This is a genomic window from Psychrobacter fulvigenes (assembly GCF_904846155.1).
GTDB lineage: Bacteria > Pseudomonadota > Gammaproteobacteria > Pseudomonadales > Moraxellaceae > Psychrobacter > Psychrobacter fulvigenes.
Genome location: NZ_CAJGZP010000001.1, coordinates 380,671 through 406,469 on the forward strand (window position 1 = coordinate 380,671; position 25,799 = coordinate 406,469).

General features: G+C 45.6%; 20 protein-coding genes and 3 tRNA genes. 20 read left to right on the forward strand and 3 right to left on the reverse strand.

From position 1 onward, the window contains the following. Window positions 1-80 precede the first annotated feature (80 nt). Window positions 81-1,565: a type II secretion system ATPase GspE gene (gene gspE / locus JMX03_RS01730; RefSeq protein WP_406947735.1), complete on the forward strand. Its 1,485-nt coding sequence runs from the start codon at window positions 81-83 to the stop codon at window positions 1,563-1,565. 103 nt (window positions 1,566-1,668) lie between these two features. On the opposite strand, the gene JMX03_RS01735 is transcribed toward gspE, so the two are convergent. Both JMX03_RS01735 and JMX03_RS01740 read right to left on the reverse strand, forming a co-directional pair. Further along, window positions 1,669-2,163, reverse strand: coding sequence for a RidA family protein (locus tag JMX03_RS01735; RefSeq protein WP_201594038.1), 495 nt, complete (start codon window positions 2,161-2,163; stop codon window positions 1,669-1,671). A gap of 104 nt (window positions 2,164-2,267) precedes the next feature. Further along, window positions 2,268-2,987 (reverse strand): DUF4442 domain-containing protein, encoded by a 720-nt coding sequence (locus JMX03_RS01740; protein ID WP_201594040.1) that lies wholly within the window; start codon window positions 2,985-2,987, stop codon window positions 2,268-2,270. Window positions 2,988-3,180: 193 nt separating this feature from the next. On the opposite strand from JMX03_RS01740, the gene JMX03_RS01745 reads away from it, so the two are divergent. The 7 genes from JMX03_RS01745 to gspF all read left to right on the forward strand — a co-directional run bounded on the left by JMX03_RS01745 (window position 3,181) and on the right by gspF (window position 9,581). Continuing rightward, the gene (locus JMX03_RS01745; protein ID WP_201594042.1) at window positions 3,181-4,683 is read left to right on the forward strand and encodes an McrB family protein; all 1,503 of its coding nucleotides are present in this window, start codon (window positions 3,181-3,183) and stop codon (window positions 4,681-4,683) included. A gap of 5 nt (window positions 4,684-4,688) precedes the next feature. Next, window positions 4,689-6,302, forward strand: a complete 1,614-nt coding sequence (locus JMX03_RS01750; RefSeq protein ID WP_201594044.1) for an McrC family protein — start codon at window positions 4,689-4,691, stop codon at window positions 6,300-6,302. A 224-nt stretch (window positions 6,303-6,526) separates the two neighbouring features. After that, window positions 6,527-6,603 (forward strand) — tRNA-Pro (locus JMX03_RS01755). Window positions 6,604-6,696: 93 nt separating this feature from the next. After that, window positions 6,697-6,773 (forward strand) — tRNA-Arg (locus JMX03_RS01760). A gap of 40 nt (window positions 6,774-6,813) precedes the next feature. Beyond that, window positions 6,814-6,889, forward strand: a tRNA-His gene (locus JMX03_RS01765). Between the two features lie 403 nt (window positions 6,890-7,292). Next, window positions 7,293-8,249: a hypothetical protein gene (locus tag JMX03_RS01770; RefSeq protein ID WP_201594046.1), complete on the forward strand. Its 957-nt coding sequence runs from the start codon at window positions 7,293-7,295 to the stop codon at window positions 8,247-8,249. A gap of 129 nt (window positions 8,250-8,378) precedes the next feature. Then, complete coding sequence (gene gspF / locus JMX03_RS01775; protein WP_201594048.1) at window positions 8,379-9,581, forward strand: type II secretion system inner membrane protein GspF; 1,203 nt, start codon at window positions 8,379-8,381, stop codon at window positions 9,579-9,581. Window positions 9,582-9,740: 159 nt separating this feature from the next. On the opposite strand, the gene JMX03_RS01780 is transcribed toward gspF, so the two are convergent. Next, a complete protein-coding gene (locus tag JMX03_RS01780) occupies window positions 9,741-10,817 on the reverse strand; it encodes an RNA-guided endonuclease InsQ/TnpB family protein (protein ID WP_201594050.1) in 1,077 nt (358 codons plus the stop codon). Between the two features lie 425 nt (window positions 10,818-11,242). On the opposite strand from JMX03_RS01780, the gene gspG reads away from it, so the two are divergent. The 12 genes from gspG to JMX03_RS01840 all read left to right on the forward strand — a co-directional run bounded on the left by gspG (window position 11,243) and on the right by JMX03_RS01840 (window position 25,758). Next, a complete protein-coding gene (gene gspG, locus JMX03_RS01785) occupies window positions 11,243-11,689 on the forward strand; it encodes a type II secretion system major pseudopilin GspG (protein WP_201597690.1) in 447 nt (148 codons plus the stop codon). 132 nt (window positions 11,690-11,821) lie between these two features. Beyond that, entirely contained in the window at window positions 11,822-12,331 is a 510-nt protein-coding gene (locus tag JMX03_RS01790) for a protein-disulfide reductase DsbD domain-containing protein (RefSeq protein WP_201594052.1), read from the forward strand. A gap of 128 nt (window positions 12,332-12,459) precedes the next feature. Then, entirely contained in the window at window positions 12,460-14,574 is a 2,115-nt protein-coding gene (locus tag JMX03_RS01795) for a cytochrome c biogenesis protein CcdA (protein ID WP_201594054.1), read from the forward strand. Between the two features lie 340 nt (window positions 14,575-14,914). After that, window positions 14,915-16,363 (forward strand): phospholipase A, encoded by a 1,449-nt coding sequence (locus tag JMX03_RS01800; protein WP_201594056.1) that lies wholly within the window; start codon window positions 14,915-14,917, stop codon window positions 16,361-16,363. Between the two features lie 21 nt (window positions 16,364-16,384). After that, entirely contained in the window at window positions 16,385-17,194 is an 810-nt protein-coding gene (locus JMX03_RS01805; RefSeq protein WP_201594058.1) for a ComF family protein, read from the forward strand. Window positions 17,195-17,529: 335 nt separating this feature from the next. Further along, entirely contained in the window at window positions 17,530-18,012 is a 483-nt protein-coding gene (locus JMX03_RS01810; RefSeq protein WP_227695117.1) for a pilus assembly FimT family protein, read from the forward strand. Further along, on the forward strand, window positions 18,012-18,575 hold the full coding sequence (pilV, locus tag JMX03_RS01815) for a type IV pilus modification protein PilV (protein ID WP_201594060.1): 564 nt from the start codon (window positions 18,012-18,014) through the stop codon (window positions 18,573-18,575). The genes JMX03_RS01810 and pilV overlap by 1 nt, the downstream gene beginning before the upstream one ends. Next, a complete protein-coding gene (locus JMX03_RS01820; RefSeq protein ID WP_201594062.1) occupies window positions 18,575-19,678 on the forward strand; it encodes a prepilin-type N-terminal cleavage/methylation domain-containing protein in 1,104 nt (367 codons plus the stop codon). The genes pilV and JMX03_RS01820 overlap by 1 nt, the downstream gene beginning before the upstream one ends. A gap of 44 nt (window positions 19,679-19,722) precedes the next feature. Beyond that, entirely contained in the window at window positions 19,723-20,643 is a 921-nt protein-coding gene (locus JMX03_RS01825; RefSeq protein WP_201594064.1) for a pilus assembly PilX family protein, read from the forward strand. 60 nt (window positions 20,644-20,703) lie between these two features. Then, window positions 20,704-24,696: a pilus assembly protein gene (locus JMX03_RS01830; RefSeq protein WP_201594066.1), complete on the forward strand. Its 3,993-nt coding sequence runs from the start codon at window positions 20,704-20,706 to the stop codon at window positions 24,694-24,696. Beyond that, entirely contained in the window at window positions 24,689-25,309 is a 621-nt protein-coding gene (locus tag JMX03_RS15245; RefSeq protein ID WP_320158294.1) for a type IV pilin protein, read from the forward strand. Before JMX03_RS01830 ends, JMX03_RS15245 begins: the two co-directional genes overlap by 8 nt. A gap of 2 nt (window positions 25,310-25,311) precedes the next feature. Beyond that, the gene (locus JMX03_RS01840; protein WP_320158295.1) at window positions 25,312-25,758 is read left to right on the forward strand and encodes a type IV pilin protein; all 447 of its coding nucleotides are present in this window, start codon (window positions 25,312-25,314) and stop codon (window positions 25,756-25,758) included. Window positions 25,759-25,799: the final 41 nt, after the last annotated feature.

A 25,799-nucleotide genomic window follows, 5' to 3' on the forward strand; every position in this document is an offset into this window, starting at 1 on the left:
TTTATTTTTATCAGGTCGTCTTTATGATGCAACTGCCGTACAGTTTTGCAAAACGTCATCAGCTTTTGCTTGTTTTGGCCATGGACCCTGAGCTGCCGCCGACGTTGGTTTTAACCAAAGCGACGCCGCTATCAGCTATCAATGAAGCGGTGCGGTTTTTGCAGCAGCAAGGCGTTCGTGGCGTACCGACGTACGAAAGTGTCAGCCCAGATGAGTTTGAAAAACGTCTGAATGCCGCTTATGCAGGCAATACAGGCGAATCACAGCATATTGCCGCTGGACTAGAAGATCATCCTGATTTGGACAGCTTAGCAGACAGCGTGCCTGAGACTGAAGATTTGATGGATCAGCAAGATGATGCGCCCATTATTCGTCTGATTAATGCGCTGTTGTCCGAAGCCATTCGTCTCAATGCCTCAGACATTCATATCGAAACTTTTGAGAAGCGGCTAGTGGTACGCTTTCGTGTCGATGGTGAGCTCAAAGAAATCATCACGCCAAAACGCCAACTGGCACCGCTCTTGGTATCACGTATTAAAGTGATGGCCAAACTCGATATCGCCGAAAAGCGCGTACCGCAAGATGGGCGTATCAGTTTGCGGTTGGCAGGGCGTGAGGTCGATGTGCGTGTCTCTACGCTACCTTCAAGCTTTGGTGAACGCGTGGTGATGCGGCTGTTGGATAAACAAGCAGGGCGCTTAAATATGACGTACCTTGGGCTTTCGGATAATGATTATACTGAGCTCAAACGCTTGATTCACCGTCCACACGGTATTATTTTGGTGACTGGTCCGACGGGTTCAGGTAAGACCACCACGCTGTATGCGGCACTGACCGACCTCAATGATCAAACGCGTAATATCTTGACCGCTGAAGATCCTATTGAGTTTCAGCTAGACGGTATCGGGCAGACGCAAGTGAATAATAAAGTTGATATGACCTTTGCCAAAAGCTTACGGGCGATGCTACGTCAAGATCCCGACGTGGTAATGGTTGGTGAAATTCGAGATATTGAAACCGCTGAAATCGCGGTACAAGCGTCATTGACGGGGCATTTGGTATTATCAACCTTGCATACCAATACGGCTATTGGTGCGGTGACGCGTTTGCAAGACATGGGTGTGGAACCATTTTTATTGTCATCGTCATTGATCGGTGTGGTTGCGCAGCGCTTGGTGCGGACACTGTGCTCACATTGCCATACATGGCAAGCAGCGGATACTGAACAAGCCAAACTGTTTAGCGAGATTGGGGTAGAGGTAGGTGCGGAGAGTTTGACAAATAAATCGATCAACTTACCCACGCCAGTCGGCTGTGATAAATGCAATCAGTCTGGCTTTAAAGGCCGTACAGCGATATATGAGGTCGTGCCTGTTGACGACACGTTACGGCGGATGATTCATAGCAATACCGCAGAGTACGAGCTAGAAGACTATGCCAGACAAAAGACCCCGTCCATTCGTGCCGATGGATTGCATAAAGTGATCGCAGGACGGACAACTTTGGAGGAGGTGCTGCGAGTGACCAAAGAGAGCGCTGTCATCGATGACACGATACTTGGGTAAAATGCTTAGATAGGAAAATGAGGACACGGCCTAGCATCTAAAAAAATAACTGACTATAAAAGCCAGTTATTTGATTTTAATGCTATAAAGCTGCACGTTGCTATTATTTTGCCGCGATACATTCAACTTCAACATTGGCACCGACGGCCAAGTCTTTTACCGCAAACGCTGAGCGTACTGGATAAGGTTTGGCAAGTTCCGCTTTATAGACTTCATTAAACGCGTTAAAGTCGTTTATATCGGTCAGCATGACCATACACTTAACAAGGTCTGACTTTTTATAGCCATACTGTAGCAATACCCCATTGATATTATCTAATACTTGCTTGGTCTCTGCTTCAATACCACCTTCAACCAGTTTGCCGTCTTTAAAGCCAAGTTGCCCTGACATATATAAAGTATCTCCCACACGCACCGCGCTAGAGAATGGATACTCGCCACCACCACCCAGAAAAACAGGAGTGGATTTGGTCATGGTTGCATTAGCCGCCGCTTTCTCTGGAGCAGCATGAGCGCTGATAGCCAGCCCTAATGAGCAGACGCCTACTAGTAACGCCTTAGATAAGTTTGCACTAACTTTCTTGGTAAACTTGGACATCAATGTCTCCTTATTACTTAGGTTCACACCAGTATCGCATGATTGTGTAACTATTTTCCGTTAGTCGTTTGTTGTTCAGTATAGCCAATCCACTATAGTGGTGTTTAAGTCGCTGATTGTTCGTTTTGCTCAGCTTGAATGATGTTTTCCTCTACAAGTTTGTCCTGAGACTTTCCTTGACGGCGTGCTTCTAGTTCAGACTTAGGCACCCACGCCCATGTCATCTCAACGGTAATAGGGTCGCGCTCACTATCAGACTCACGATCATTGATGACACACGGGATGACCATCTCACCTTTGGGCTGGTTCAAGATATCTAAGCGCTGCTCATCACTCAAAGTAGCAATGGCAGCAACCTGACCCTTCCTAAGAGGACGGTAAAAATTCACTGAGTAAGATTTGATCAATAACACACGGTCAGAAGGTAGGTTTAACCCCAAAATAAAGCCTGTGGCCGTTTCGGCAAGTAGCGTCACCGCGACTGCGTGGATTGAGCCGATATGGTTTTGTACCGCTTTATTATTGTTTAGACTGACCACGACCTGATTGGGATCGACCGTTTCGTAATAGATGCCTGTGGTGCCCACATAAGGAACGACTTTGCCAAAAGCCTTAGATAAAATACTTGAGCGCGCGCCGGCAGGTAAATATTTGGTGACGGCCAGCAGCTTAGAAAACTGATTGTTGATCGGTTTGAGACTGCTTTTTGGCGCGTCATTTTGAGGGCTAAGCGCATCAGAGATCTTTTCTGGTAGGTTGGCTGGCAACTCAGTCGGTATCTTCGCTGATAGCTTACCGGGTAATTTATTTAGTAATCCTGACATAAAAGTTCCTCAAATTAACCTAATGGGACAGTAGTTAAGCAGCGTGCTATAAGTATTAGCAAGCAATAGCACACTTGGCTATGTTAGCATTAACCCGCATACGCCTGTCATTAATAACTTAAACTACCACGCTCAAAAAGTGCAATATAGCGCGTGCAAAATACAACAGACCTTATAAATGCTGAGTTGATCCATGAGTGGTTCGTCCATTAACAGTCTAAATATTAACAGTGTAAACAGTAGCAATCAAAACACTGCCCAGCCAACCAACATCATTTATACAGGTGTGGCTGGTACGGGAAAGACATATCGATTGCTACAGCTTGCGAAGGAGTACACTCATCAGCTATCAGCAACGGATAGTCATGAGCTGCTAGCACAGTTGTTACATGCCCTGAGCTGGCGAGAAGTGGTGTGTTTGGTGTTTTTAGATTTAAGAGCCCAGCAGCAAGACTTGGTGAAGGTACCTGAGATTGTCGCCCATGAGTTCTTTATCGCTAAGGCTGCCCAAAATGAGCGCGATAAAAACTTAAGCAACACCGCATGGTCAGTGCTGCAAACGCACAGTCCAGCCAGCTCACAAACAGTTATGTATAAAAATCGCTCAGCGCAACCTTACTTTGATAAAGACAATAGTGGTGCGTGGTATTTGCTAAAGGCAAGCATTCCACTGCTAGACAGTTTGGCTCAGCAGCTAGCGGAGTTTCGGCAGGTGCAGCAAGACCATCAGCCTATTATCAATCAGCGCTATAGTATGGTCAGCTTTCATCAAGCCTACGGCTATGAAGAGTTTGTCGAAGGCATTCGTCCAGTGATGAGCGCCAATCAAAAAAGTGGGCAGGGCAGTCAGATGCACTATGATATTCAAGATGGCGCGTTTTTACGTCTCTGCCAACGCGCGGCTAAAGATCCTGAGCATCGTTATGCCATGCTGATTGATGAAATTAACCGCGGCAACGTATCGCGAGTATTTGGGGAATTGCTGAGCTTGATTGAGCCTGATAAGCGCGCAGGGCAAGCGCATGCCATGCAAGTAAACTTGGCGTATTCTGGACGTGTCTTTAGCGTGCCATCCAACGTAGATATCTATGCCACTATGAATACTCAAGATCACTCGCTAGCGCCGCTAGATATGGCGCTCCGTCGGCGTTTTCGCTTTATCGATTGTCCGCCACAGCCTGAGCTGCTTCCTATTATCCAGATCTCTGATAACGTATCGATAAGCTCAGATGGCTCAGATAAATCGGACATGCATGAGGCGACAGAGACTATTGATCTAGCAAAAGTGCTCTCTGGCCTAAACCATCGTATCAGTCAGACCTTAGGGCAGGATGCACAATTGGGTCACGCCTTTTTATTGTCGGTAACGAGTCTAGAGCAGCTACAAAGTGTACTGGTTGAGCAAATCATTCCGCAGTTGGCACAAGCAGCAGGCGGGCAGGTGGCGCTATTACAGTATTTGTTTAATGATGAACAGCAGTCAACTGCCGCACAGTTTATTCATGATGATCAGGTTACGGGGCAGCAATCCGACATTGCTCAAGCTCATCATGATGTGAGTCATAGCTCACTATTTGCCAGTCAAAATGCGTTTTCAGGCTCAACGCTGCACATGGGTGGCTATCGTATCAACCCAGACCTCATCGCAAAAACGGGTGAATTTATCCATGCTACTGTCTATCAGCGCTTGTATTGATACTTATGATTAATCATAAACATGGCGCAGTCGCTGCTCAGAGTACTAATGACGCTAATGGCATTGGTTTAAAGGCATCTCATATATCTATTATGAGCGTGTTTGAACATCAGCGTTTAAGCGTACAGAACTTTGCTCGGAGGTCAGATTTTGACTGGCTGTTGGCGCAAGAGTTTGCGGTATTCACCATTAAACGCCAACATGGACAATGGCAACTAAAAGTCGGTCATTACATTGGCGTCATCATGCTACCAAGTGGCATCACGCTTGAGATATTGCCAAAACTTGTCGCTGGAATGTCTAATCGCGGCATGTCTAACACTAGAACATCTAACCATAATCATGCACAACAAGAAAGTGACATATCACGTACCCGTCAATGGGTGCAGCAGATGTTGACTGACTTAACGGCGACAGCAAACAACAGCAAGCTGCCTCACACGAAAAATTTAGGTCAGCTCAGTCCGCACCTCGCTCTACTAGCAACACAAACGCCGCCCTTATCACAGTGGTTTGTCACGCAGTTTTTGCAGTTGCTGTCTGGCTATCAGCTGACGACAGAGTATCAAACGCAGAGACGCAATCAATCTATGCTACAGGGTAAGCTGCTAATCAAAGAGCAGTTGCGACGTAACAGCCACCAGCCGCACAAGTTTGTCAGTGAGATCAGTCAGCTCAGCCAAGACACGCTAGCCAATCGCTTGATCAAAAGTGCGCTGCTATTGGTTCAGCAGTTGGCAGGTTCGCAGTACGGATATGAGGTGCAGTCAGCGTTATGGTCTGCCGCAGTGATGCCATGGCGACAGGTTGTCGCGTTTAGCCAGTATGAGCTCAAGCAGCTTGAAGCACTATACTTAACGGCGAAGCGGCAGCTAGACAGTCAGCCACTGGCAAGGCCACAGCGGCACTCAGCGCATCAGCTACTGGACTTGGCTTATTGGTTATTACAGGTGCAGCAATCAAGTATAACGACAGGAAGTAGCATTAGTAAGCAGCAACCGCCAGAATTTGCTACGCGCAATCACTCACCGTTACGCTTGTGTTTATTGATCAATATGAACCAAGCGTTTGAGCAGTGGGCAACTCAGCGCGTCGCTGCATTGTTCGCGCAGGTGCTGGTAGACGGCAAACCGCGTTATCAAACCTTTTGTCAGTCAAGAGAGGTTTGGCTCAGTGATGAGTCAGGGCAGGCTTGTTTGTCTATGCAGCCAGATTTACTGGTTTATGACACCGCTGCGAGTAGCGATACGCTAGATACTGGCGATATTGTTAACCATAAACCCTATAACCATAAAACCTATAATCATAAAACCCCTATACACAGGGCTGCAGAGAAGCGTCACTGTAGCCATGTGATTGATATTAAATGGAAGCATTTGTCACATTCACGTGATATCAGTGCCAGTGACGCCTATCAGCTGACCAGCTATGCGCAGGCCTATCAAGCCCAGCAAGTATGGCTGGTCTACCCAGTAACCGATAGCACGCACCAAGCGGTGGCGCTGCGGCAGCCGCTGCAGTCTGAGCTGTCAAATCACGCAACGCTGTGGTTGATGCCTTTTAACATTCTCACTGGTAGGCTTAATAGCGACTTGCCTAAAGATTTTAATATTGTATAATAGCGGCAATAAGGAAACAGATAGAAAGTACTTGTAGCAAAAAACACTCGTTATAGGCGCTTTTTATTAGAAAACAGCAGTTTTGTTAAATAGTTTGAAAATAGATGTTGACACAACTGACTTTACCCCTTATTATGTGCACCTCGATAGCGAGGAACATTAACCAGTTAGCGGCATTGCCAATAATCAGTTAATAAATCAAGCTATCGTGATAATAGAAATATCGGAGTGTGGCGCAGTTTGGTAGCGCATCTGGTTTGGGACCAGAGGGTCGTAGGTTCGAATCCTATCACTCCGACCATCTATTTTAAGAGCCTTACAGGCTTTTTTTTATGTATGATGGTTTGGTTTCTGATATTATTAACTCACCAGAATACGTAGAAGTCCTCTAAGAGCGCCTGTAGCTCAGCTGGATAGAGCATCTCCCTTCTAAGGAGGTGGCCGCAGGTTCGAATCCTGCCAGGCGCACCATTTAGCCTGAAAATCTTGCCTACTCTTGGCAATAGTTATGGCGGTTGTAGCTCAGTTGGTAGAGCCCCGGGTTGTGATCTCGGTTGTCGTGGGTTCGAGTCCCATCAGTCGCCCCAATTTTTATTCTCACTCCTCTATTTGTATCTTCTTGTTTTTATTTATACTGATTGCCCTCGTTGGCATTTTTTTTCGTCTAAATTTTGTCCAAGACCGCAAAAAGGCTTTATAGGTCTTATTTGCCGAGTCTATTAAGGCGTGTCCTCATTTTTAACCCATTTAGATATTATCGTTCAGATTGAGGACACGCCCTAGTATACCTCTCTTATCTTATGCGTTGTTGCATCCGTCTAGTCATGTCTGATAACTATAGTAAAGCTGACAACTTAGCAGCGTTCAGGTACTATATAACTGTGTACTGTCTTAGCGCAGGCGTTTAAGTAATAATGCCTTTGGTTCAATTACTTAACAGGCTGAATAGCGACTAGGATGGCTTTTATTCCTTGCTGGTGATGGTACGTTATGACCCAACCGACTTTTGAACACAGCTTACCTTCTGTAAATATAGACAGTGATCAATCCGATCAGCGAAACCAATCTATGCCGCTGAGCAAAGCGGAGTTACTCGCTCTCTTTACCATGCAATCTGATGCGACATTGAGTCACACAGATCAAGCACAAGAGACAGTAGAGTCTAGCGTTGCTGAGCAGCGTTTGGCGCTGTATCACGAACAGCATGAGCGTACGCGGCTGCTGTATCTAGCGCCAGCAAGTACTCGCCCGACCTATCTGGTACAGACACTAAAAACTCAGTTTGCAGAGTATCAGCAGTACAAGCTGGCACAGCAGCTGGATAAGCGTGGTTTGCTGGATGTTGCTGCACTTGAGAGGCTATGGCAACAGCTGCACGTGGTCGACGACATTATCGCTGATATTGTGCGTCATATGCCTGCTCAAAAGCCGGCAGGATGGCAACTGACTGCCCAAGATGGTCACAATCCATTGCGTATTGCGACTATAGGTAAATTAAGGCACCCGAGGCCCATCAGTGATCAAGCCAGCTTAAATAGCTATGTGCTGGGTCATTTTGGGGTTAGTAGCTTTACCTATGATCGTGCCTATTATATTGGTCATGTGATTGGTTACTTATTCAGCTGCTACTTCTGCGCCCATCTGTCCATTAGCTACGGCGTCACAGCACTGGGTGACAATGTCGTTGAAGGCTACGATTATGCGAGCCTCGAAACCCCCTATATGGTGCGTTTATTGCAAGGTCTTGATGGCTATTGTAAAAAGCGTGTCTATCAGTTGGCAGTGATTTGTGCGCGGCTCAGTGTCTATGCGTCTGATAAGCGCATTGAAAAAATGCTCATCGCTGAAGTCAATGATTTCGATAAAAAGCTACAGCAGCAGCATTTAGATGTCTTACTACTGCAAGGCATGATGCCTGAGAGTAACGACTCTACGCCTTTGTTTTAGAAAGGCTGCTTTAACTATAATGGTTTTAAATACAGCTGTTTTAAGCATAAGAGTGTAAACATATCGCTTTTTACTTTTCATTCAAAAACGCTTTGCTTCTTAACCTGCCGCCTTAGGATATTTTTTGCCATGCCTGCTTATCATTATAAAGCGCTTGATGATCAAGGCGCTGTCCGTAAGGGGCTATTAGAAGGCGACTCTGCACGGCAAGTACGTCAACAGCTGCGTGATAAGCAGTGGACACCAGTAGAGATTAGTGCAGTCAACAGTCAGCAAGGTCGGCAGCGTAACCGTTACAAAAAGCCTTCCGCTTATGAGCTGGCGCTACTTACCCGTCAGCTTTCTGTGTTGCTCGCCGCAGGCATTCCGCTTGAGGAAGCGCTCGCCGCCGTTGCCAAGCAATCTCCCAAGACTCATATCAAATCTCTGATGTTAGCAGTGCGCTCGCATGTGCTTGAAGGCTTAAGTCTAGCGCGCTCCTTACAGCAAGCAGCCAGTTTTCCGCCACTATATATCGCCACCATTGCCGCTGGTGAAAAGTCAGGCCATCTGGATTTGATTCTCAATCAGTTAGCAGATTACACCGAAAACCGCTTTGCACTGCAAAAGAAAATCCAAGGTGCGATGGTCTATCCCATCGTACTGATGGTGATGGCGTTTGCCGTCATTATGGGGCTTATGAGCTTTGTGGTGCCCAAAATCGTTAAGGTATTTGAGCAATCAGAGCAGGCGCTGCCGCTGATTACGCAAGTGGTATTGGCCATATCTAACGCAATTACCGATTGGTGGTGGCTTATGTTACTGATAATGGCAGGCGTGGCGTTTTTATTTTACCGCTTTGCGCAGACGCAGGCAGGCAAGCTGGCTATTGATAGTGTGGTGCTCAAGCTACCGATACTGGCACGACTGTCCAAGGGTCTGAATGCTGCCCGCTTTGCCAGTACTCTTGCGATATTGGTGCGCTCAGGTGTGCCGCTGATTGAGGCGTTGCATATCGGCGCGGCAGTCACCACCAATCTACATATTCAAAAAACCATTACCGATGCAGCCGATAGAGTCACCGAAGGGGCGAGTCTCTCAAGTCAGCTAGAAAAATCCTCCTACTTTCCACCGATGATGGTGCAGATGATCAAAAGTGGCGAGAACTCAGGGGAGCTTGAAAGCATGCTAAGCCGTGCAGCCAATATGCAAGAAGCTGAAGCGACTAACTTCATCAGCACTTTACTGTCGTTACTAGAGCCTTTGATGTTGGTGTTGATGGGCGTAGTAGTGATGATCATAGTGATGGCAGTCATGCTACCTATCGTCAATATGAATGATTTGGCGGGTTAGGATAAATATAAACCCACTCATCTAACGAGACCTTGTCCAAGGTTTCGCAAGTCTTGCCTATTGTTATAACTTAATAGCAATCGATGTCATTATATGAATGAGTAAGTTATAGTGGCTTTCAGTTGACTTCCTCCCCTCCCTAAAGTGAGGAGATTCCTACTAAAGACGGCCAAGCCCGACCGCGAGAATGTTTTTTGCTCCATTAACATCTCTGTTATGGACAGTTTGACAAGAACTGCAAAACCATTCTCTTATACCAAGCGCTGATCTACCTTTCGGACTGTCTTGGCGGGAGCCGCAACACGAGCAGGTTTGGGTGGTGTACGCTTCATTGACTTCGATATAGTGGCAACCTGCATGCTTGCATTTGTAATCCAGTTGCCGCTTAATCTCAAACCAACCAGCGTCATAGATGGATTTGGCCAGTTTGGATGAAGTGAATGATGTTGATTTAATTTTACCAACAACGATTAGGCTGTTGGCTTTAACAAGCTTTGATGTGAATTTATGGATCAAATCTTGGCGGGTGTTTTTAATCTTGGCATGAATGGCCTTAACCCGTTTTTTATTCTTGGCACGTTGGGCAATTGCTAGTTTTTCTGCGTATTGATGGGTTAGTTTGATTTGTAGCTGATCACCCTCACTACTGACTGCGGCATCTTTACAGCCTAAATCAATACCGACTTGGCCCGTGCCACACTTAGTCTTTGGAAATTCTTTGACGGTGATACAGGCATACCAGTGGCCGCGATTGTCTTGCACTAGCTCACAGGTGTTGATGGTATAGAGCGAGAGATTATAACTGTCCCACAAATCAATGATCAGCTTTTGACGGTTAGCCAAGCTGAATTGTAGGGTGGTTTTTAGAGACTTTTTACCGCTTTGGCGGGTGCTGATATGCTTAATGGCTGTCTTTTTAAAAGGAATCCAACCCAAGCTTCTTCTCTTGGCTTTTGGGTTATTGGTGCGCCAGTTGAGTTTGGCTTTTTTAAACTGTTTACGGGATTTAGCGTGAACCTCACTGATCGCTTGCAAGGTTTGACTGTGCAGATTCAGGTATTCACCCGCCCCTTTAGTGTAAGCGGCCAAATCATAAGCTGAAAAGAATTTGCCTGTGCGCTTAAGATGTTTGAAGCTTAGCTCATTAACGTAATTCCAGACAAAGTTAACCGCCCCAGCTAAGATATTGAGCTGAGTGGCGTGTTTGTCTTTGATGCGTAGTTTGAGCGTTTTCATGGAGTAATTATGATCTCAATGAGTGCGGTTATCAAGGGGTTCGCAATACTGGGCGACAACGGTTGACGCCTGGTATCCACGCCCTAGAAGGACGGGGTTTTACGGCGCTGGTTGATAAAGCACTGGGTTCGTTATAGCGACTGTGCTGTCATCATCTAACACAAAGCGCAGTGTGATCTGCCATGTCAGATGGCTAAATAGTACGACGTACTTAATAGACGTTAGTGACCTGTAGAATCTGTGTCTGATGGTAGATAAATAGAATATCATGGTCTATAGTGAGCGTTGCTTACCAACTGAGCGTGCAGCTGATCTGGTGATACTTACCTATAACGACAAAGACAGTAGTGATGATCATGAAAAATCGATATCAAGCAAATACCAGTAATAAAAACATTATGAAAAACCATCTACTAAGCCAAGGCATGAATGAGCAAAGTACTTTGAAAGACAAAAGATCGAGTCAGTCAGGGTTTACCTTGATAGAAATCATGGTAGTGATTGTTATTTTGGCCATTCTTGCAGGCTTGGTAGTGCCAAAGGTCGTCGGGCAAAGCGATAAAGCCCGGGTCAAAACAACAGAGACAGCACTGGCGACGGTGTCCAATGCTCTGGATATGTATAAAGTAGATAACGCTCGCTATCCAACGACAGCTCAGGGGTTAGATGCGCTGACCACACCGCCCGCCGATGCCAAGAATTATCCTGAAGGTGGCTATATCAAAGGCGGCTATCCGACTGATGGTTGGGAAAACGAGCTGCAGTATGTGGCGCCTGGTAGTGAGGGCAAGCCTTATGACTTATTTTCTTTGGGTGCAGACGAACAGCAAGGCGGTGAAGGGCAAGACGCTGACATTTATGCTCAATTATAGCGAGCTTAGGTTGCACAACAGCACTTAATAACTCACTGCGAACAATCAATAAAAGATTATTGGTTGATTTTTTATTACACTCTGATTTGTACGCTCTGGTTTTTTACGCTTTAATAATGACAGGTAACTCCTATGTCCATCAAATCTCTAATCATCAAACCTTTGTTGTTTGCTTTATTTTTCGCCAGTGCTACGTTGAGTACTATGTCTAGCCATGCCGCTGGATTGAGCGATTTATTTGGTAATAGCGCTAATAAATCTAAGTTCTTGCCTGTCGATGAGGCCTTTCAAGTCAATACCAATACCAAAGCCACTGCCAAAGGCACGCGCTTAACCATCACGTTCGATATTACACCTGAGCACTATGTCTACAAAGACCAACTGAGCGCCACCTTCCCTAAAGGCGTCAGCGCCACGCCTTTTACGTTTAGTCAGTCGCCCGTGTCTATTGATGATCCCACCTTTGGACGTGTACCCGTATTCACCCAAAAAAGCGTGGTCGCCACCACCACGTTGAGCACCAATAATGGCAAAGCGGCTAAAAACGTCCCTGTTGTCATCGGCTGGCAAGGCTGCGCCAAGGCTGGGCTGTGCTATCCGCCAGAAAAAATCAAAACTAAGGTCAATATTGCTAAGCCATAAGTAGTTGAATGAGCAGTGTCAGCGCTGCGCATTAATCCGCTCAAGTATTAGTCATAATAAGTTATACCATCTTTAAAAGTTAATCGTACTTTTTGGGTTTGGTATTAGCAATAAAAAGGTAGCTCTTCATGACTAACATGACGTCAAAAAAACCCCCTAATAAAAAGTCTTCTATATGGGCCTTAGCTTTGGTCAGTACCTCATTAATGCTAGGACTGCCAACGACTGCTACGACCGCCCAAGCAGTCAGTTTGGGAGATTTGTTTGGCAATAACCAAAGCAGCGCCCAGAAGTTTTTGCCAGTGGGCGAGGCCTTTCAGGTCGGTCACACCACTCAGTCGACGGCTGAGGGCACACGCTTAGCGATCAATTTTGATATTACCCCTGAGCATTATGTCTACAAAGACAAGATAATGCTGAGCTTACCCGATGGTGTGAGTGCTGCGCCCTTCGCTTTTAGTCAGACTGCGGTGACTATCGATGATCCCACCTTTGGGCAAGTGCCCGTGTTTGATCAAACCAATGTGGTGGCAACCACCACGCTGACAAACTCCAGTGGCAAGGCAATAGAGAATGCTGCGCTGACCATCGGTTGGCAGGGCTGTGCCAAAGCAGGGCTGTGCTACCCTCCTGAAAAGATTAAAACCACTATTAGCGTGGCAGCGCCTTCTCAAGCTTCTGCGGCCAATTCGTCTGCAACTGCCGCGGCGTCAACATCTACGCAACCACAAGCACTGCAAGAGGCCAGCGCTAATGATGACGCTAACAATGAGGTTATCGGTGACGATGGGTTAGAGCGTGCTGCTGTAGATAATGACGTCATGGATAGTGATGTCATAGATTACGATGCGCTAGAGGGTGACGCAACGGCGACCAATAGCATCTCTGGGGCAGATGCTACTACTGATGACGCTGTCGTTAATAGCAATAATAGTGGTGCCACAGATGGTAGCAGTGGCTTAGTCGATGGTGATCCGTTCGGCTTAGCCTCGCATCCTTGGTTGGCGCTAGGCCTGCTGTTTTTAGCGGGTCTGGGTTTGGCATTGACCCCCTGCGTCTTGCCAATGTTGCCCATCGTTGCCAATATCGTGGCGCGTCAGCAGAATCCAACCGTCAAAAAAGGCGTCATCTTGACCACCAGCTATGCCATTGGTGTGGCGACGGCTTACGGTATGCTCGGTGCTTTGATTGCCGTATTTGGTGAGTCCTTGGGTATTATCGGTTGGTTACAGAACCCAATTATTCTTATTAGCTTTGCCATTGTTTTTGTCTTATTAGCCTTGTATATGTTGGGTGTGTTTACGATTCGTCTGCCCCATGCGATCAGTCGTAAAATGCAAGGCCTGAGCCAAGCGGGTGATAGTAAGCTTGGTAGTACTGGCGGTAGCTTGGTGGCTGGATTCTTATCAGCATTGGTCGTGTCGCCTTGTGTGTCCGCGCCATTATTTGGTGCGCTGCTTGCAGTCTCTACCATCGGTAGTCCGCTGCTTGGTTTTGCCGCGCTGTTTATGCTTGGGTTTGGTTTATCAGTGCCACTTATCATCATCGGTGCGACCCAAGGCAAGATTATGCCCAAGGCTGGCGAGTGGATGAACTGGGTGAAGCTAGGCTTTGCGCTGTTACTATTTGCAGTGGCGCTACTACTGGTTGAACGGGTATTTATCTCTCCTGTGATGCTGCTGGTATGGGCACTGTGGTTCATGGTCGTTGCAACATGGGCCTGGAGCTGGCTCGGTAAAGGTCGAATGCTGACCCAAGCGCTTGCTCTGGTCGCAGGTATTTGGGCAGCTATGTTGATTGTCGGCGCGGCACTGGGCAATGATGATAGTTTACATCCACTAGCCTCACTGAGCGCCGCTCCGATGATGATGCAATCAGCTGATGGTCAGGCGCTGGGCAATAGTAGTGCCTCAGATGAGCATATCACCACGCTTGCCGAGCTAGATACCATCGTCGCTGACAACTCCAAAGTTATTGTTGATTTGACCGCTGACTGGTGCGTTGAGTGCCGTATCATGGACAAGAACCTTTTCCATAATCGTCCAGCGCAGATGCAAGGGTGGCAGTTGGTGAGACTTGATATCACGGACACCACTGAGCACTCTAAAGCGGTCTTATCACGCTATAAGTTATTTGGCCCGCCAGCATTGATGTATTATCAGGATGGTCAGCTGGTGAATCAGCAAGTGGGTGAGATTGGTCGCTCAGAGTTTGAGCAGACCTTGACGGCGCTCAATCGATAACGCAGAGCGCGTAACTCTTCATCCTGTACATATAACGTCTTATTGTGTCTCAGATCCAGCGTATTGCTAAGAGCAGTGCGCTGGATTTTTTGTTAAAGATGAATAGGTTAGTAGCTGCGGATGGCGCTATCAATAACATTGTTGGCGGGCTGAACTAATAAACGTTTTTGGCAATTAAAGCTTGTATATAATGTTGATAACGCTAGTATAATGTCCGTATTTTCATTACAATAACGCAACAATGCTAGGTCAGAGACCAGAGCGTATTCAATACTCAGTCGTTTGATAATAGCTACTTCAATATTTACTGGTCATTCTGCCAGTAAGATAAAGGATTTTTATGTTTGCTCACAATATCTCACCGCGTCAGGCAAATTGCCCAAGTACGACTGCTAATACTGATCAAGACACAGCATCTCAAGGTTGCAAGACTTATCTCAGCATCGCTGTCGGTGTAGCGTTGACTTGCTTTAGCATTCAAGGACATGCAGCCAGCAATGGTCAAGTCTATAACGAGCTACCTATGGAAGGTGTATCAATAGAGCAGACTTATAAGTCGCCACAAGGGGCTGTTTTGCGCTTAGAAGATCCTATGGCGACTACTGATAATATGGAATGGCTAAGTGAGGAGTTCATATCTCAGCAGACCAATCTATTTTTAGAGTGCACGCAAGTACAAGCCAGTGCGGCGCGTTTGGCCTGTTATGATAAGGTGGCCGATCAAGGCAAAACACCAAGCTTTACTATGAACAAACAGCCTGTAGATCTAGCAAGGACTATCAAGAAAACGATATCAGGCAATCCGCAGTTCGTACTCGCAGGGCAGGATGCCGAAGAGGATGAGACGACTGAACAACTTGCCGAACAGACAGCATCCAATGAGCGTCTAGATACCATCGGACTGACCAAAAGAGAAGCGCAAGTCTTAAAGGATGTGGGCGTCACGCAAACAGATATCGAAAGGTACACTCCACTCAGCATGGCTTATGATCTCGATCAAAACGGCGAACGTGGTACGTGGACAGCCAGGCCACACAATCCTAACTATGTATTGCCTCTGTTCTATAGCTTCGATCCCAATCTTAGCCCCACCTCAAGTAGCGAAGAAGTAGAGAGAAGAGAGTACACCCCTAATGAGATACGCAATACAGAGCTAAAGTTCCAGTTGTCTCTAAAAACCAAAGTCGCCGAGGACTTGTTCAATACCAGATCTGATCTGTGGTTTGGTTATACTCAGCAAGCGCACTGGCAGGTCTATAACGAAGACAACTCAAGACCGTTTCGCGCGACTGACTATCAACCAGAGATTTTCTTGACTCAACCGGTCACCGCCGATCTGCCTTTTGGAGGGCGTCTGCGTATGCTCGGAGTGGGGGCTGTGCATCATTCAAATGGTCGCTCTGACCCTATCTCACGGTCATGGAATCGTGCTTATCTGATGGGCGGTGCTGAATGGGGTAAACTCTCAGTCATACCACGCCTTTGGACGCGAATAAAAAATGAAAGCTCTGATACGGACGATAACCCAGACATCACAGACTACATGGGTCATGGTGATTTGACTTTGTTATATGATTTGCCCAAACAGCAGAGCATCAGTAGTACCTTACGCTATAATACTGAGACCAAAAAAGGCGCAGCACAGATTGACTACATCTACCCATTAACAAAGAATGTCAATGGCTATGTGCAACTGTTCCACGGTTATGGCGAATCCCTCATTGATTATAACCATGAGAATACGACTATCGGTGTTGGTATAGTGCTCAATGATTGGAAAGGGTTTTAATGAATCGATAAAGCATAACTGATGCAGCGCTTAGCACCATATCAAAGTGGCTTATGGCTGGCAGAGTATATTAATTTGTGCTGTCAGCTATGCCATGTCTATCGCAGCGCTCCGCAAGATCTAGCCTCTTGGCAATCAAATAACCTATCTCATACCCATAATAGTACTCAATCTTTTCTCAGTCGGCTGCATTATAAATTCAATAAAGGTCTGTTATGTTCACGCTGTCATGACAGCATAGCGTGGCGACCGACCGCTTTCACTGTCGATATCGCCGCTGGCACCTCATTGCCCATTCAAGCGGCTACCTATTACGATTATCCACTTCGGCAAGTCATTCGCGCCTTTAAGCATCATGAGGACATGACCAAGCTGCCACTTCTCGTGCATGTCATACGTCAGCTACCCAGACCAACAGGCTGCCATAGTGGCAACAGCGTCATCCTGCCTATGCCCACTACCGCAAACCGCTTGGTAAAGCGCGGATTTGATCCAGTGACTATCTTGTCGCTCTATCTCTCTAAGCACTGGCAAATACCGCTGTGGCACGGCGTCAAACGCGTCGATGACACCATTAGCCAGCAAGGTCTCACACGAGCCGAGCGTCTCACCAATCTTGATAATGCCTTTGTGCTCAGTGAGCTGCCTCCAGTCAAGCGTATCTTGTTGTTTGATGATGTTGCGACGACGGGTGCCAGCTTACAGGCGCTAGCACGTACCTTATATCAGCAGTCTGCTCCTGCCTTTTTGACTGATCAAGACAGCACCACTCAATCCAAGCGTTATCACTTATCTGCCTACGCACTCGCGCATGGCAATATGGGCAAATGACCATACAGTTGTAGAGATTAAGTTTTTAATGCAATAATTATGTATACTTAATACTACAGATTTGTTTCCGTATGATTTATTGTGTTTGCTTTTGCGCATGACTCATGACTCTTTAATCAACGATCTGTCTGACGTACTCGTATTTGGCATAAATCACATTTCAGTATACGAATATACTGGAACAAATCTTGCATGGTAAAGAGTGATAAGTAATAAACAGGCAAAGTCGTTTTAAATAGATTCGTCAGTATTGATAAAGATATAAAAGGTAGTTGTACCTTAGTAAATGTGCAGCCGCTATAGATAACTATAGCCGTTATAAATAGGATTTTGATGTGAATGCATCTATAAATAGCTCATCACGCCAACGACCAATGTCCAGTGCAGGGTTTACCCTGATTGAGCTGATGGTGACTATTGCGGTATTGGCTATCATTGTCAGCATTGCTGCGCCCAATATCAGTACCCAACTTGCCAATCAGCGGGTAAAGTCGACGACTGCCACATTGGTAAATGCGTTAAAAGAAGCTAAGGTCGAAAGTGTTATTAGAAGGCAGTCTCTAGAATTTAGCTTTGATGACGGTAGTCACTCAATGGTCATAATAAGTAAAAATGCTAACTCAGATGAGGTGGCAAGCTATAGTTATAATGCTAAAAATATAATAAAAGCGGATAAAGCCTCGATTACATTTCATCCAAGTAAACGTACAGATACAGTTGTCTTTAATATATGTGATAGCAAAAATTCATCTGCCACGATGCAAGTTGTTGTCACTGCAGCTGCTAATATAAGTACCGCAGCAGGAGGAACTTGTTAATGGCTCAATTAAATAGCCAGAGTGGGGTAGGCTTAATCGAGGTCATGGTGTCTTTGTTACTATTGGCAATCGCTGTGCTAGGGTTTAGTGCATTGCAGATAAGTGCGTTGAGTGCTACAGATGAGAGCTTGGTACGTAGTCGTGCTATGAGCATGTCAAAACAGCTATCAGAAAACATGCGCTTGAATACTCTGTCTACCGATGATTTTATGACAGCATTGAATACCCTGAACCAAGGTGCAGATAATATCACTAAGTATTGCGAAAAAGTTGCACAAGCAAGTAGTAGCTTTGATCAAGACAGCTGCAAATCAGATGCTTGTAACGCCGAAGAAATAGCAGCGCTGAACACATGGCAAGCTGCCAGCTTGGGCTGTGAACAAGACATTATGCTCAATATGACCACCTGCCCAGATATGGCTGATATCAACGATAGACAATGCATCATTACCTCATGGGGTAAGACGCTACCTGTTCTAGACGATAGTATTGACAATGCTTGTGGCAATAGTAATGGATCTTATAAATTAGGTTCACATTGTCTAGTAATGGAGGCTTATTAATGAAGACCTCAATCCGTCATCATTGTGATAAGACCCAAAAGGGATTTACACTAATAGAGCTCATGATATCGTTGTTTTTAGGCCTCTTGGTATCTGCAGCAGCAATACAAGTCTATATAATCAATGCAAAAACAGCAGGCATACAGTCAAGTGCTTCAGAATTAGTCGAAGATGCTGCCTTTAACCTGCCCATTATTGAAAGAAGAGCACGCCTTGCAAACTTGGGGTTAGCAGATAATGTCGCAGCTAACGAGCCTGGCTCTGGTATCGTATTGACTAGTGCTAACAATGCTCTAGAAGATGAAGATGGTAATAAAGAATTGGACAATTTTCGAAACCCCAAAGTCCTAGCAGGTGATCCAAAACTGCCTAAAGATATTACTCTAGGAGGCTCTCCTATAGAGGTAGCTTTGTTGACTCGTACTGGCGACCAAGATGGAGGTACTCAGGCAAATGAATGGACTGGTGCAAGTAATGTAAGCTCAAAAAGTGGTCAGCTGACCATTCAGTATCGCGCTCCACAAGACATGTATGATTGCGAAGGTAAGCTCGCTTTAGGGCCCAGACAGGTCACTATTGGTGGGGTAAAAGAAATCATTGACGGACAAGTTATTGTGGAGCGCTTTTATCTCAGGGCGCCGGATGCCTCGAAGCCCACAGAGCTCTCTTTATACTGTGATGCAGGTAAATATATTACTGAAATCATGGATGACTATGCTGAGCAAAGCAAGCCAGAAGAGAAACTGCCGAAGTCTGTAGAGTTTACCACCAATAGTGAAGTTAGAGATTTTGGTGACGCAGGCCAAGAGATTATGACCAATGTAGACTACTTCGATATATTATTGTCGACTAGAGACAGTGATCTATTACAGTATTATACGGTAAAAGATTATTTAGACTTAGACATTGAGGACCAACCACCTATCGTAGGTATCAAGTATGGTCTGATTCTGCGTTCTGATAATGCAGTACTGACTGAAGAAGGCCCTTCTGAGTTCACTGTATTGGGCAAAAGTTCTACTATAAACAATGGCTTGAGCAAAAAATATCTACGTACAGTAGTAGAGTCGTATGTGACATTAAGAAATATTGTAGATGAGTAAACAACACCTGATGTGCAAACCTGTCTCGCTTAGGTAATAATATTATGAATAAGTATCCTAGATATCAGCTACCAACCTCTCAAAATGGGGCTACATTAATCGTGGTTTTAATGTTTTTGCTATTGATTATTGTAGTAGGTGCCATTGCCGTACGAAATAGCATGACATCATTACGCTTAGCGACTAGCGATCAGGTGGATACTTTACTGTTAACTACTTCAGATACATCCAACAAAAACATCGAAAATATCATCAATGATCCGACATACAGCAGTGAAAAAGCCAATATTCTCGGTCCGCTTGGGTTTTTCGGTTATTTTTTAAATACTGGTGCCACATCAAACCGTGGTGACCAAGTTCTGTTTTGTTATCGTCCACGCCAAAACTATTTTTTTAAGATGTCAGAGGCAACTATTAATACTCCATCTGGGCAAAGTAAGCTGATAGGCGGTGCAGGATCAGGAGGTTTCTGTCGACCTAGTCAAGCTGATGACTTTGTCAATGCTCGTCAAAACGTGATGACTCAGGTGTCAGTGACCAGACCAAATACTCAATCATTACCAGTGACACCTTTTGGGAATGTACCGTTAGAGATAACCATCAACTCGGATGATCAGGCCAGTAGTTCGCCAAGCTTTCGTATTCACTCAACCTCGTTTTTGCCAGCATTGTCAAACGTATCAGACGCAAAAATTACTGAGTGTCTCAAAAAACCCAGCGAAAACGCCGCATCATTTGTAGCCGCAATAGATGAAGACGATCCGACCCAAAATACCTATTTCGGTGAAACTCGCAACGAGTGTTTGGCCAAGATTGGCGTACCGGCCAAGGTGTTGGTCAAGGAAGCCAAGCTAGAGAACGTTGTCGATACTGAGAACTGTATAGATTATGGTGAAGGTACTGGTGAAATATCTCAAGAGTGCCAAGATCTATTGGGCTTAACGCCTACTGGCAAAATAGCTTAGCTGGCAAGTTAACGGTTAACGTGGGTTACATTTATAACTAGTATATAGCAGGAATTCAATATGAAGCTCATTCGATCTACTACGCCTTTATTAAAACAGTTTCGGCCAACTGCTATCACGCTAGCGGTATGCGCGCTTATGACCGCTTCAGTAACGACTCACTCAGGAACCAGCTATGATGTCGTCGGCAATCCAAGCTACAACAAGCTTGGCGATCTGACCATCTATCAACCCAGCACTGAATCAAACAAGCCTACGCTGATGCTGATGCTAGATAAGTCAGGTAGTATGGGTGGTAGCGTGAGCTTTTATGAAGATGAAAAACCAAGTGGGCTGTATAGGGTATATCGAGCTTACACCGAGTCTTGTAATAGTTGGTGGAATTGTAGAAAAACTTATTACTATTACCTTAATAAAAGTGATGTACCACGCCATCAGACAAAAGATCGATATGTGAATAGATATACAGTACCAACCTTAATTGGTGCGGATAAACAACTCTGTATTGCGAGTAATACAGAGGGTGGCTATTCAGATTCATATAACCCTATATATCAAGAAGTAGAACATGGTGTGCATTTAGAATATTGTCTAAAAGGAGAGGAAAAAGTATATGACCGTATGTCTAAGCTAAAGATGGCACTAATAGAGCTGCTTGAGTTTGAGAGTGTTAATGAAGACATCATCATGGGGGTTGGTGCCTTTGGTTATACTGATAGCCGTGGCCAAATACAAGTAGCTGCTAAACCCCTAAATGCTACTCAAAAAGAGAAAATTTACAAATTTCTAAGAAAAGATGTAAAGCCTGGTGGGGGCACGCCGATGGCACCAGCGTTTGCCGATGCTGCTGCCTATATGTTAGGCACTTCGACTTATAATGGTGGTTCTACTTACAGTGGTATGCGAGCCACAAGGGATAAGGAGATTGTGCAAGGTAACGATTCTAATAAAAAATATATTGCGCCAGAGACTCAACAGTGTGGTGCGAAGGGTGTTTATCTGCTAACCGATGGTTTCCCAAATGGAGTATCTAGTCAAAGCGACTTGACAAATATGATGGCTGGAGCTCTAAATACATCAAGACTGTCTTGTCCTAGTTCAGGTGGGCTTTTAGATGGAACAGAGAAGGATTACTATTCTCGTGACCAAACAGGTCAATGGAAATGCATGGGCGAGTTTGCCAAGCAGCTAAGAACAAAAAAGAACGTCAAAACCGCAATGGTTGGCTTTGGCGCAGACTTCAATACGGTCGATAATCCAAGCCATTATAAGTCTAAAGAAATCACGATCAATAAGTTTACCGACAGTAATGGCGCACCTTATAAATATACCAAAAAATACTATGACTGCTCGCAAATATCAGCCAGAAATAATCCCGATGCACGTAATGCATGTAACCTAGGCATGGAAACTGGCATCTATGATGGTGTCGGTGGCTATGGACAAGGTGGGTTCTATTTTGCCAAAGATACCAAAGACATCGTCGGTAGTGTGCTATCGGTGATTGAAGACCTAAAGTCAGATCTGCCTAGTGTGCCAGCAGGTACCATCACTGTACCTGCTGACCCGCTCAGTAGCTTAGGTGTCAAGCCTTATGCCTATCTGCCGATGTTAGAACCAAAGGTAAACAGTGATTTGGCAATATGGTCAGGTAATCTAAAAAAATACCACGTCAAGCAAGCCACGTTGTTTGGGCAAGACAATAAAAGATTGTATATCGATGAGGATGGTGATGGTTTCCCTGACGACTTGAACCCAGATGCCCAAGATATCTGGAGTACAAAAAATGAAACCATCCTTAACGCAGCTGGTGTTAGTGTCAATGTAAACAATAGAATAACAGCGGGCGGGTTTTATGCTCAGTTAAAGACGCCAGAGATCGGAGGTGTAAACAACACCACACGCAATGTCTATGTCGAAAACACCGTGGGCGGAAAAACACAGCTCCTGAAAGTAGGCGTCAAAGACGGGGAGCTGCAAGGGTTCGATACGCTTGATAGCTCATATACCACCTTGACTAAATTGTACCTATTAAACTTCTTAGGATATGATGCCAGCCCGATTCAAGCTGAAGCAGAACGTATCGATGCCGCAGCTGGCGGTGTGGAAGCAGAGCTCGAAAAAATCATTGCCAATCCACCAGGTGATATAAAAGTACTCGGCGGTGTGATCCACTCCAGACCGACCCTCATCTCTTATGGTGCCAACATCAACGCCAATGACAAAGACAGTGATGGCGATGGAAAAATAGATGCTGATGCAGGCATGGTAGCGACTGATGAGAGCAGCCGAGATGATTATGTGATGTTTGGCTCAATGGAAGGTGCTTTGCATATTGCCTCAGCAGATAGCGGTCAAGAGAGTCTGGCCTTTATTCCCAAAACCATCTTAACCAATCAGATTCAAGCCCTACAGCCAGAAGGTTCTATTGCAAATGCGCCAGCCTTTGGCGTCGATGCTCCATGGTCAGTGCAAGGCAGCTATAAGTACGACTTTAGTTCGCCGACATCTGAGTCCTCTGGCAAAATCATAGCCGACAAGGTCTATGTCTATGGTGGCCTACGTCAAGGCGGCAAAGGATTGTATGGTCTAGATGTCAGCAGCCTAAACAGTCCAAAAATGCTATTTAGCATAGATACTAGCACTGATGGTTATCAAGCGTTAGGAAAGGTATGGAGCGAGCCAGTCTCAGGCAGGATAAGAGTTGGCACAGGCAAAAACAGCATCAAAGATGTCATCATCTTCGGTGGTGGTTACGATGAGTGCTACGAAGATCCGACATATCGTCTAGGCGCTACGGACAACGAATTTACAGAATGTCAAAGCAGTGTCAAGTCGATGGCAGATGGCAATGCGGTCTATATTGCAGACGCTAAGACTGGAGAGGTTATCTGGTCTATCTCTGGCCGATCGTCAGGTGCCTCTGGCAAGCATATCCAAGTGCCAGAGATGAAGCATAGTGTCGTCAGCAAAATCACAACCTTAGATCGTGATGATGATGGCATGATAGATCATTTGTACTTTGGTGATTTAGGTGGTCAGTTGTTCCGCGTGGATCTGCGGAATGGGCAATCTATCAGCGGTAGTACAGGTATCAATAACTTTACCCGCCGCATCGTAAAGGTATTGGATGCCAATACAGGTACGCTTGAAGCAGAAGGTTTACAGCGCCGGTTCTATGGTCAGCCTTCTGTGAGTTTTTATAAAGATAAAAGCGTCCTGTTTGCGCTAGTCAATATAGCCTCTGGTGATAGAAGCAATCCGATATCACGCTTGCGCAATGATATATCCAGCCAGTCCGATCGACTGTTTGGCATTATTGATCGAGATATCGCCAGTCCTGGACTGTATGGTGAAGACGATAAGATTAGTTTAACCACTACAGATCTCACTTCAGATGATTTGACTGAATTACCTTTTAATCAAAATGATACCAGTGCAACCAAAGCAGGGGTACAGGCACCGATGCGACCAAATGTCGCTACGTCCCAAGGTTGGTTCTATCCGCTAACCCAGTTTGATGGCAATAGCAAAGTCAAAAACGTCAAATCCATGGGAGATGGTCTAGCCATAGGCGGTGTCTATTACATGACGGCCTATAGCCCAGAGATGAAGTATGATGAGACCAGTGGCTGTGCCGCTCAGATCGTCGGTGGTTCTGAGCGTCAGATGTACTGTCTGCCTTACGGTGTCTGTGAGCAAGACGACTCTGAAAATGGTACAGGTGGTTTTGTACGGGCAGGCAAAGGCATTCAAGAGCTGGCGTTTGGTGCATTTAATCCAGACAATCCTACGACACGTATCATGTTAGGCACTCAGTCGTTTAGTGAACTTGTCAAATCTGATAATCGAATCAACTTCGGTGCCGCTTGGTCATCAAATAATGCATCAGGACTAGATACCAACTGTCCTGGTGGCAATTGTGCTGGCTCAAGTATTGATGCTGATAATGTCAACGCTAGCGGCTCTGGCGGCGGCAATGTCAGTACTATGAACTATCGCTTATTCACGACCAGATGGTACGAGCAATTATCGGAGTCGATTAATGAGTAGGCTTAGCGTCTTACAGCGGACATTGAGCAACGAGCCAATAGGCTACTCTCAATGTATGCTGCATAATCCAAGACACGCAGCAGCGCACAAAGGATTTACGCTTATTGAAGTAATGGTTGTGGTTTTTATCCTAGCTGTCTTGGCGGCTATCGCAGTGCCAAGCTATCGTCGCTACATCATTATCAATGCTGAGCGTGATGCTCAAGCTAGGATGCTACAGCTACAAATCGAGTTGGAACGTTGGCGCGCCAGTGCTTTGACTTATAAAGGCTTTGTGCCACAGATAGCAGACAGCAATGGCAATAAAGACTACAGCTATGCAGATACTGCCAATACCATCATCAACATTCCAGCAGGCAGTGGTGATGACTATCGTTACCGCATTACCTTGGTCGATGGTGACACGTCAGGCACGCCTAGCAGCTTAGTGTCAACTGAAGATGTGGACAATATCACAGGACGTACATGGAAAATGCTGGCAGTGCCTAACCCCGATGCCTATGTCAAAAACGGGCATAAAATCCTCTTGACCAGCTCTGGAACTCGGTGTATGACAGCTAGTACTCTCACTATCAAATCAGACGATTGTGGTAACGGCGCTCAGGGATGGTAATGATGATGAATGATATAGATACCGCTACTCAACGAGGCTTTACCCTCGTTGAGCTGATGATTGTGGTCGCTGTCATCGGGATAATCTCTGCCATCGCTTATCCCAGCTATCAGGGCTATATAGAAAGAGGTATGCGTGCCGACATGATGAGCGAGATGCACAATATCTCTGCACAGATCCAAAGTCGAAAACTAGAACAAGGCAGTTATCGTAGCATTAGCACGGGTGTCACATCGGATCTGGCTGGTAACTATCCTAGGCAAGGCGAAGCTCTCTACAGTGTTGCGATGACTCCTAGTCCTCTGACATCCGAATGGACAATCACAGCCACCCCTATACCTAGCATGCGCATGGCAGATGATGGTACGCTGACGTTAAATTATCTGGGTGTTAAGTGCCGCGGCGATGGTGCAGACAAAAAATGTGGCACAGGCGACCAGTGGAAATAGAATTACAAAAAACCACTTTTCATTGATTGTTACTGACAAAA

What these genes read in the sequence shown, in the direction of transcription:
- JMX03_RS15245 (WP_320158294.1), top strand. Translation starts at nt 24,689, where the DNA reads ATGAGTAGGCTTAGCGTCTTACAGCGGACATTGAGCAACGAGCCAATA.
- JMX03_RS01825 (WP_201594064.1), top strand. Translation starts at nt 19,723, where the DNA reads ATGAATAAGTATCCTAGATATCAGCTACCAACCTCTCAAAATGGGGCT.
- gspG (WP_201597690.1), top strand. Translation starts at nt 11,243, where the DNA reads ATGAATGAGCAAAGTACTTTGAAAGACAAAAGATCGAGTCAGTCAGGG.
- JMX03_RS01830 (WP_201594066.1), top strand. Translation starts at nt 20,704, where the DNA reads ATGAAGCTCATTCGATCTACTACGCCTTTATTAAAACAGTTTCGGCCA.
- JMX03_RS01790 (WP_201594052.1), top strand. Translation starts at nt 11,822, where the DNA reads ATGTCCATCAAATCTCTAATCATCAAACCTTTGTTGTTTGCTTTATTT.
- JMX03_RS01840 (WP_320158295.1), top strand. Translation starts at nt 25,312, where the DNA reads ATGATGAATGATATAGATACCGCTACTCAACGAGGCTTTACCCTCGTT.
- pilV (WP_201594060.1), top strand. Translation starts at nt 18,012, where the DNA reads ATGGCTCAATTAAATAGCCAGAGTGGGGTAGGCTTAATCGAGGTCATG.
- JMX03_RS01745 (WP_201594042.1), top strand. Translation starts at nt 3,181, where the DNA reads ATGAGTGGTTCGTCCATTAACAGTCTAAATATTAACAGTGTAAACAGT.
- JMX03_RS01740 (WP_201594040.1), bottom strand. Translation starts at nt 2,987, where the DNA reads ATGTCAGGATTACTAAATAAATTACCCGGTAAGCTATCAGCGAAGATA.
- gspE (WP_406947735.1), top strand. Translation starts at nt 81, where the DNA reads ATGGACCCTGAGCTGCCGCCGACGTTGGTTTTAACCAAAGCGACGCCG.
- JMX03_RS01805 (WP_201594058.1), top strand. Translation starts at nt 16,385, where the DNA reads ATGCAGCGCTTAGCACCATATCAAAGTGGCTTATGGCTGGCAGAGTAT.
- JMX03_RS01780 (WP_201594050.1), bottom strand. Translation starts at nt 10,817, where the DNA reads ATGAAAACGCTCAAACTACGCATCAAAGACAAACACGCCACTCAGCTC.
- JMX03_RS01820 (WP_201594062.1), top strand. Translation starts at nt 18,575, where the DNA reads ATGAAGACCTCAATCCGTCATCATTGTGATAAGACCCAAAAGGGATTT.
- JMX03_RS01735 (WP_201594038.1), bottom strand. Translation starts at nt 2,163, where the DNA reads ATGTCCAAGTTTACCAAGAAAGTTAGTGCAAACTTATCTAAGGCGTTA.
- JMX03_RS01800 (WP_201594056.1), top strand. Translation starts at nt 14,915, where the DNA reads ATGTTTGCTCACAATATCTCACCGCGTCAGGCAAATTGCCCAAGTACG.
- gspF (WP_201594048.1), top strand. Translation starts at nt 8,379, where the DNA reads ATGCCTGCTTATCATTATAAAGCGCTTGATGATCAAGGCGCTGTCCGT.
- JMX03_RS01795 (WP_201594054.1), top strand. Translation starts at nt 12,460, where the DNA reads ATGACTAACATGACGTCAAAAAAACCCCCTAATAAAAAGTCTTCTATA.
- JMX03_RS01750 (WP_201594044.1), top strand. Translation starts at nt 4,689, where the DNA reads ATGATTAATCATAAACATGGCGCAGTCGCTGCTCAGAGTACTAATGAC.
- JMX03_RS01770 (WP_201594046.1), top strand. Translation starts at nt 7,293, where the DNA reads ATGACCCAACCGACTTTTGAACACAGCTTACCTTCTGTAAATATAGAC.